Genomic DNA, 6,187 nt, shown 5'->3' on the forward strand with positions numbered 1-6,187 from the left:
GCCGAGTCTCAGCCTCCCGACGCGCCACTGTCAACGGGCGAACCGGACATCCTCGCGGGCCCCCCGCCCGGTTCCGACCCAGTTCCGCACGGGTTCCGCCCCGGTCCCGCCCCGGGACGCCCCGAACCCGTCTCAGCCCTCGCGGTGCTCCCGCAGCAGCCGCTGGATCTCGGCCAGCGTCTCCCGGTCGGTCCCGCGCCCGGCGCCCGCGAGCGCGTCGAGGCGTTCGGCGATGTTGAAGTCGTACGCGCGCTCCTCCTCCTGCCCCGGTACGGCGGCGTAGTCCTCCTTGTCGGCGAAGCCCACGACGACGTCCACGACCTTGGCGATGATCCAGGTCAGGACGAAGGAGAACGCGGCCACGGCGAGGATCGCGACGACCTGTTTCCAGAGCAGGGAGCCGCCGCCCCCGTAGAAGACGCCCTTCTTGCCGCTGACCGTGGCGGTGGCGAAGAAGCCGACCATGAGCAGTCCGACGAGGCCGCCCGCGCCGTGCACGCCGACCACGTCCAGGGTGTCGTCGACGTTCAGCCGGTACTTGAGCGTGACCGCGAACGCGCAGACGAGGCCCGCGACCAGGCCGGTCACCAGGGCGCCGAAGGGGCCGATCTCCCCGCAGGCGGGGGTGATGGCCACCATGCCGGCCACGGCCGACGAGCCGACGCCCATCATGGTGACCCGCCGGGTGCGCCAGTACTCCACCAGCGGCCAGGTGACCATCGCACCGGCCGCGCCGAGCTGGGTGTTGATGAAGGCCGTGGCGGCGGTGCCGGTGTCGCGGACGGCCGATCCGGCGTTGAAGGCCAGCCAGCCGAACCAGAGCAGCGCCACACCGATCATGACCAGGGGAATGTTGTTGGGCGTCGGCTCCTTGCGCCGGAAGTCCGCCGGCCCCCTGAGGACCAGCGCCGCGGCCAGCCCGGCGATGCCGGAGTTCAGCTCGACCGGCAGGCCGCCGGCGAAGTCGAGCGCGCCCAGGTGCTTGGTGATCCAGCCGTGGTCCGTGTCGAAGACCCAGTGGGCGATGGGCACGTACACGATCAGCAGCCACAGCACCGAGAAGACCAGCCATCCCCGCATCGTGGCCCGCCCCGCGATCGATCCGCTGATCAGCGCCACCGTGACGATGGCGAAGCCCATCTGGAAGGTGGCGTACACGTACGTCGGGATGGACCCGGTCAGGGTGTTCGGCTCGATGCCGCGCAGGAAGGCGTGGTCGAGGTTGCCGATCAGGCCGGCGCCGCCGACGTCCGGGCCGAAGGCGAGCGAGTACCCGACGAGGTACCAGAGGATGGTCACGAAGCACAGCGAGGCGAAGCTCATCTTGAGCATCACCAGGATGTGCTTGGTGCGGACCATGCCGCCGTAGAAGAACGCCAGGGCGGGGGTCATCAGCAGCACCATGGCCGCCGCGGCCAGCATCCAGGCTGTGTCGCCGGAGTCGTAGGCGGGCGGCATGGGGGCGGGCGCGGTGATCACGGGATCGGTCTCCTGGGGAGGCGGGAAGCTGAGGGCGTGGGGCTACGGTTTGCGCAGGTCGGGTGCCGGATGACCGGTGAGCAGCCGGCGTACGGCGTCCCAGGCGGTCCGGACGGCCTCGGTGACGCGTGGCTCCTCGTGACCGAGGATCCGCACCCAGGCCCCGCAGTCGTCCGGGAGCACGCTCGCCCCGTGGAGCACCGCGTGCCCGGTCAGGGACTCGTGCAGGGCATCGGCGATCTCCGCGGCAGGACGCCGACCGCTCACCACGAACAGCGAGGCGACGTGGTCGTGCCCGCCGAAGACCCCCGGGCCGTCCACCCCGCCGCACCGCCGCGGGGCGAGCCGCAGCGTGTCCACCGCCAGCAGGGTGCCGTCGGGCCGGCGGATCTCCAGGTCGCTGCCGAGGGCGGTGTAGAGGTGCCGCTCGCCGCGGGCGACGCGGCCCGCGGTGACCGTCTCGCCGTAGACGACGGTGGCGTCCTCGTCGACGGTGAGCACGACGTCCTGGTGGAAGCGCGCGCCCTCGAAGGGGATGAGCGGATCGGGCAGGTACTCGACGTACGCCCCCTCGGCGGCGCTCAGCCGGACCAGCTGCGTCGCGTAGTCCTGCTCCATCCGGTAGACCTTCGTGGCCGCCTGGGTGGTGAACAGCGCCTGGGTGCCCGGCCCGCACCGGAAGTCCTGGCGGTAGCGGTCGGCCTGGGCGACGCCGCCGCCCGTGGCCATCACGTAGGTGCACGCCATGCCGGGCAGCGCCGGGTCCACGTAGAGCGGGCGCATGATCTCCAACGGCGTCTTCTGGTACCGCTCGACCAGTTCGGTGCGCTCCCCCCGCCGGACGAACCCGAGGTCGAGGATGCCGACCTTGGCCGGTGCGCCCGGGCCCAGTGTCTCGGGCACGCCGGAGAGCGCCCTCAGTTCCGGCGGGAGCCGCTCGGGCTCGTAGTACTCCGGCGCGAGCCGGTCTCGGACGGCCGGCATGTCAGATCAGGACCGCGCGCCGGGACTCGAGGAAGGCGAGGACCTCGTCGACGCCCTTCCCGGTCAGGCAGTCGGTGAGCACCACCGGTCCTTCGCCGCGCACCCGGTGGGCGTCGGACTCCATGACGCCGAGGTCGGTCCGCACGTACCGGGCGATGTCGATCTTGTTGATGACCAGCAGGTCGGAGTCGGTGATGCCCGGCCCCCGCTTGCGCGGCATCTTCTCGCCCTCGGCGGTGTCCAGGACGAATACGAACACGTCGACCAGGGCCGGGCTGAAGGTGAGCGTCAGATTGTCGCCGCCGCTCTCGTAGAGCAGGACGTCGACGTCGGGGCAGCGTTCCAGCATCTCCGCGCCGGCCGCGAGGTTCATCGTCGGGTCGTCGCGGACTGCGGTGTGCGGGCAGGCGCCCGTCTCGACGCCCACCACGCGGTCGCCCTCCAGCACGCCCTCGAGGGTGCGGCGGATGTGCTGGGCGTCCTCCTGGGTGTAGATGTCGTTGGTGATCACGGCGGGCCGGTGGCCCCGCTCGATCAGGATCGGCACGAGGGCCTCGATGAGAGCGGTCTTGCCCGATCCCACGGGTCCGCCGATCCCCACGCGCAGCACGTTGTCCTTCACTTCTTCCGCCTTTCTGCATGAATCCATGCGTCGCCATGTGTCGCTTGTGTCGCTTGTGTCGCTCTACAGGGTTTGCGCCGGGTGTCCGGGTTTCTTCGGGTGTCTCAGCCGGCTCAGCTGGCGAACAGGCGGGCCTCCGCGCGCTCGTGACGGGCCGACATGACGTCCGCCGCGAACGTGGTCGCCCCGAGGTCGTCGAGGCCTCGGGTCAGCGCCTCGCGGACGGTCTCCTCGATCACCGGGGCGGCTTGCCGCAGCAGGACCTGGGCCAGCCGGTGATCGGTCAGCCGCAGCCGCAGCGCCGCCCCGGCGAAGCTGGCGCAGAACGCGAACAGGTCGGCGGCGACGGCCTGCCGCACGGGCACCCCGCTCGCCGCGTACACCACCCCCGCGGCGACGGCCTGGGTCCCCGGTGCCCGGCGGGCCGTCACCGTGCGGTGGTAGCGGACGACGCCGGGGGCGCCGAAGACCTCGGCGGCCAGGTCCAGCAGCTGGCGCCCGGTCCGGGTCGCCGCCTGCCGCATCTCGCGGCCCAGCTTCGTCGCGTACAGCCGGCGGTCCGTCGCGGCCACGGCGTCCCAGTCGCCGGCCGCGGCCGCCCGGTGGGCCAGGGCGAGCGCGGTGGCGTCGGCCGGACCGACGCCGTGCCGGAGGACGTCGTGCAGCAGGACGTCCAGGGAGCCGGGGCCGACGGCCCCCTGCTGCACGAAGCCCTCCAGGCCGTGGGACAGGGTGTAGAAGCCGCTGGGGAACGCCGAGTCCGTCAGCTGGAGGCTGACGAGGAGGTGCCCGAGGTCCGCGCCCACGACCGGGTCCTGGGTCACCTCCGCGGCGGCCTCGGCCGTCTCCGTCCTCTCGTCGCGGTACACGGGGCTCAGGTGAGGAAGAACAGCTGGTTGAGGGGGAGTTTCTGGGCCGGTTCGATGGTCGCCACCTTGCCGTCCACGGTGACCTTGTACGTCTCCGGGTCCACCTGGATGTCCGGCACCGCGTCGTTGCGGACCATGTTGTGCTTGCCGATCGTGCGGGTCTTGCGCACCGGCAGGACCTTGCGCCGGAGACCGAGCTTCTCCGGGACCCCGGCCGCGATGCCGGCCTGGGACATGAAGGTGACGTGCGTCGACTGCATGGCCTTGCCGTACTGGGCGAACATGGGCCGGTAGTAGACGGGCTGCGGGGTCGGCAGCGAGGCGTTCGGGTCGCCCATCTGCGCCCAGGAGACGATGCCGCCCTTGAGCACCATCTTGGGCTTGGCGCCGAAGGAGTGCATGGGCCACAGCACGATGTCCGCGAGCTTGCCCGCCTCCAGCGACCCCATGTGGTCCGCGACGCCGCTGGCGACGGCCGGGTTGATGGTGACCTTGGCCAGGTAGCGCAGGACGCGCTGGTTGTCGTTGCGCCCGGAGTCCTCGGGCAGCGGGCCGAAGGCCTCCTTGCAGACGTGCGCGATCTGGAAGGCGCGGGTGACCGACTCCCCGACGCGGCCCATGGCCTGCGAGTCGGACGAGATCATGCTGATGATGCCCCGGTCGTGCAGGACCGTCTCGGCGGCGATGGTCTCCGCCCGGACCCGGCTGTCGGCGAAGGAGACGTCCTCGGGGATGTCCTGGCTGAGGTGGTGGCAGACCATCACCATGTCCAGCAGTTCGTCCACGGAGTTCTTGGTGTAGGGCAGCGTCGGGTTGGTGGACGAGGGGAGGACGTTGGGCTCGCCGGTGACCCGCAGGATGTCGGGGGCGTGGCCGCCGCCCGCGCCCTCGCTGTGGAAGGTGTGGATCGTACGGCCGTCGATCGCCGACCGGGTGTCCTCGAAGAAGCCGCCCTCGTTGAGGGTGTCGGTGTGGATGGCGACCTGGACGTCGTGCCGGTCGGCGACGGCCAGCGCGTTGTCGATGACGGCGGGGGTGGCGCCCCAGTCCTCGTGCACCTTGAGCGCGGCGGCGCCCGCCTCGATCTGCTCGTCCAGCGCCGCGGGGAGGCTGCCGTTGCCCTTGCCCATGATGCCGAGGTTGACGGGCAGGTCCTCGGCCGCCTCCAGGAAGCGGGCGATGTTGTACGGACCGGGCGTGCAGGTCGTGCCGTTGGTCCCGTCCGTGGGTCCGGTGCCGCCGCCGAAGAGGGTGGTGATGCCGTTGCTGAGTGCCTGCTCGCACTGCTGGGGCGAGATCAGGTGCACGTGCGAGTCCATCGCACCCGCGGTGGCGATCAGGTGCTCACCGGCGATGACCTCGGTGCCGGGACCGATGACGAGCCGGGGGTCGACGGCGTCCTGGGTCTGCGGGTTGCCGGCCTTGCCGATCCCCGCGATGAGACCGTCCTTGACGCCGAGGTCGCACTTGACCACGCCGATCACCGGGTCCAGGACCACGACGTTGGTGATGACCAGGTCGAGGGCGCCCTGCGCGGCGGTGGCCTGCGGGTCGGAGGCCATGCCGTCACGCATGGTCTTGCCGCCGCCGTAGACCACCTCGTCGCCGTACGAGCCCTCGCGGACGTCCTTCTCGACCTCCACGACGAGGTTGGTGTCGGCCAGCCGGAACCGGTCGCCCACCGTGGGGCCGAACAGGTCGGCGTACTGCTTGCGGGACAGGGTCGGCATGTCAGTTGGATCCCTTCTTCTTGGACTTCTTCGCGCCGCCCTTGCCCGAGGCCTCGGTGCTGCTGCTGCGGAACCCGCGCTGCAGCGCCCGGCTGACGGCCTCGACCCTGGCGGGGTGCGACTTGACGCTGCCGTTGAGGAGGCCGCTGAAGCCGGTGAGGCGGCCGGTGCCCGCGTAGGCGCACAGCTCGACCTCGCGGGTGCCGCCGGGCTCGAAGCGCACGGAGGTGCCGGCGGCGATGTTGAGGTGCATGCCGAGGGTGGCCTCGCGGTCGAACTCGAGGGCGGAGTTCGCCTCGAAGAAGTGGTAGTCCGAGCCGACCTGGACGGCGCGGTCGCCGGTGTTGCTGACCGTGACCTTGAGGGTCCGCCGGCCGGCGTTGATCTCGATCGGCTCGTCGCCGTACTGGTACCGAGGAGGGAGTTTCATCGGAGGCTCCTGCTGAATGAAAGGACGGGGGAGGCGGGGGCGTCGGGGTGGTCGCTGAGCGGTTTGGTGAGGG

General features: G+C 71.3%; 6 protein-coding genes. All 6 read right to left on the bottom strand.

Features of this window, described 5'->3' with window-relative positions; translation table 11 throughout:
• Positions 1-132: 132 nt before the first annotated feature.
• Positions 133-1,479: an ammonium transporter gene (locus HZS56_RS13715; RefSeq protein WP_216720976.1), complete on the bottom strand. Its 1,347-nt coding sequence runs from the start codon at positions 1,477-1,479 to the stop codon at positions 133-135.
• Positions 1,480-1,521: 42 nt separating this feature from the next.
• On the bottom strand, positions 1,522-2,463 hold the full coding sequence (locus HZS56_RS13720) for an urease accessory protein UreD (RefSeq protein ID WP_216720977.1): 942 nt from the start codon (positions 2,461-2,463) through the stop codon (positions 1,522-1,524).
• Between the two features lies 1 nt (position 2,464).
• The gene (gene ureG, locus HZS56_RS13725) at positions 2,465-3,085 is read right to left on the bottom strand and encodes an urease accessory protein UreG (RefSeq protein WP_216720988.1); all 621 of its coding nucleotides are present in this window, start codon (positions 3,083-3,085) and stop codon (positions 2,465-2,467) included.
• Between the two features lie 113 nt (positions 3,086-3,198).
• Complete coding sequence (locus HZS56_RS13730; RefSeq protein WP_374201144.1) at positions 3,199-3,954, bottom strand: urease accessory protein UreF; 756 nt, start codon at positions 3,952-3,954, stop codon at positions 3,199-3,201.
• Positions 3,955-3,959: 5 nt separating this feature from the next.
• Entirely contained in the window at positions 3,960-5,684 is a 1,725-nt protein-coding gene (ureC, locus tag HZS56_RS13735; protein ID WP_216720978.1) for an urease subunit alpha, read from the bottom strand.
• Between the two features lies 1 nt (position 5,685).
• Entirely contained in the window at positions 5,686-6,114 is a 429-nt protein-coding gene (locus tag HZS56_RS13740; protein ID WP_216720979.1) for an urease subunit beta, read from the bottom strand.
• Positions 6,115-6,187: the final 73 nt, after the last annotated feature.

It is taken from the genome of Streptomyces mayonensis (assembly GCF_018982965.1).
GTDB lineage: Bacteria > Actinomycetota > Actinomycetes > Streptomycetales > Streptomycetaceae > Streptomyces > Streptomyces mayonensis.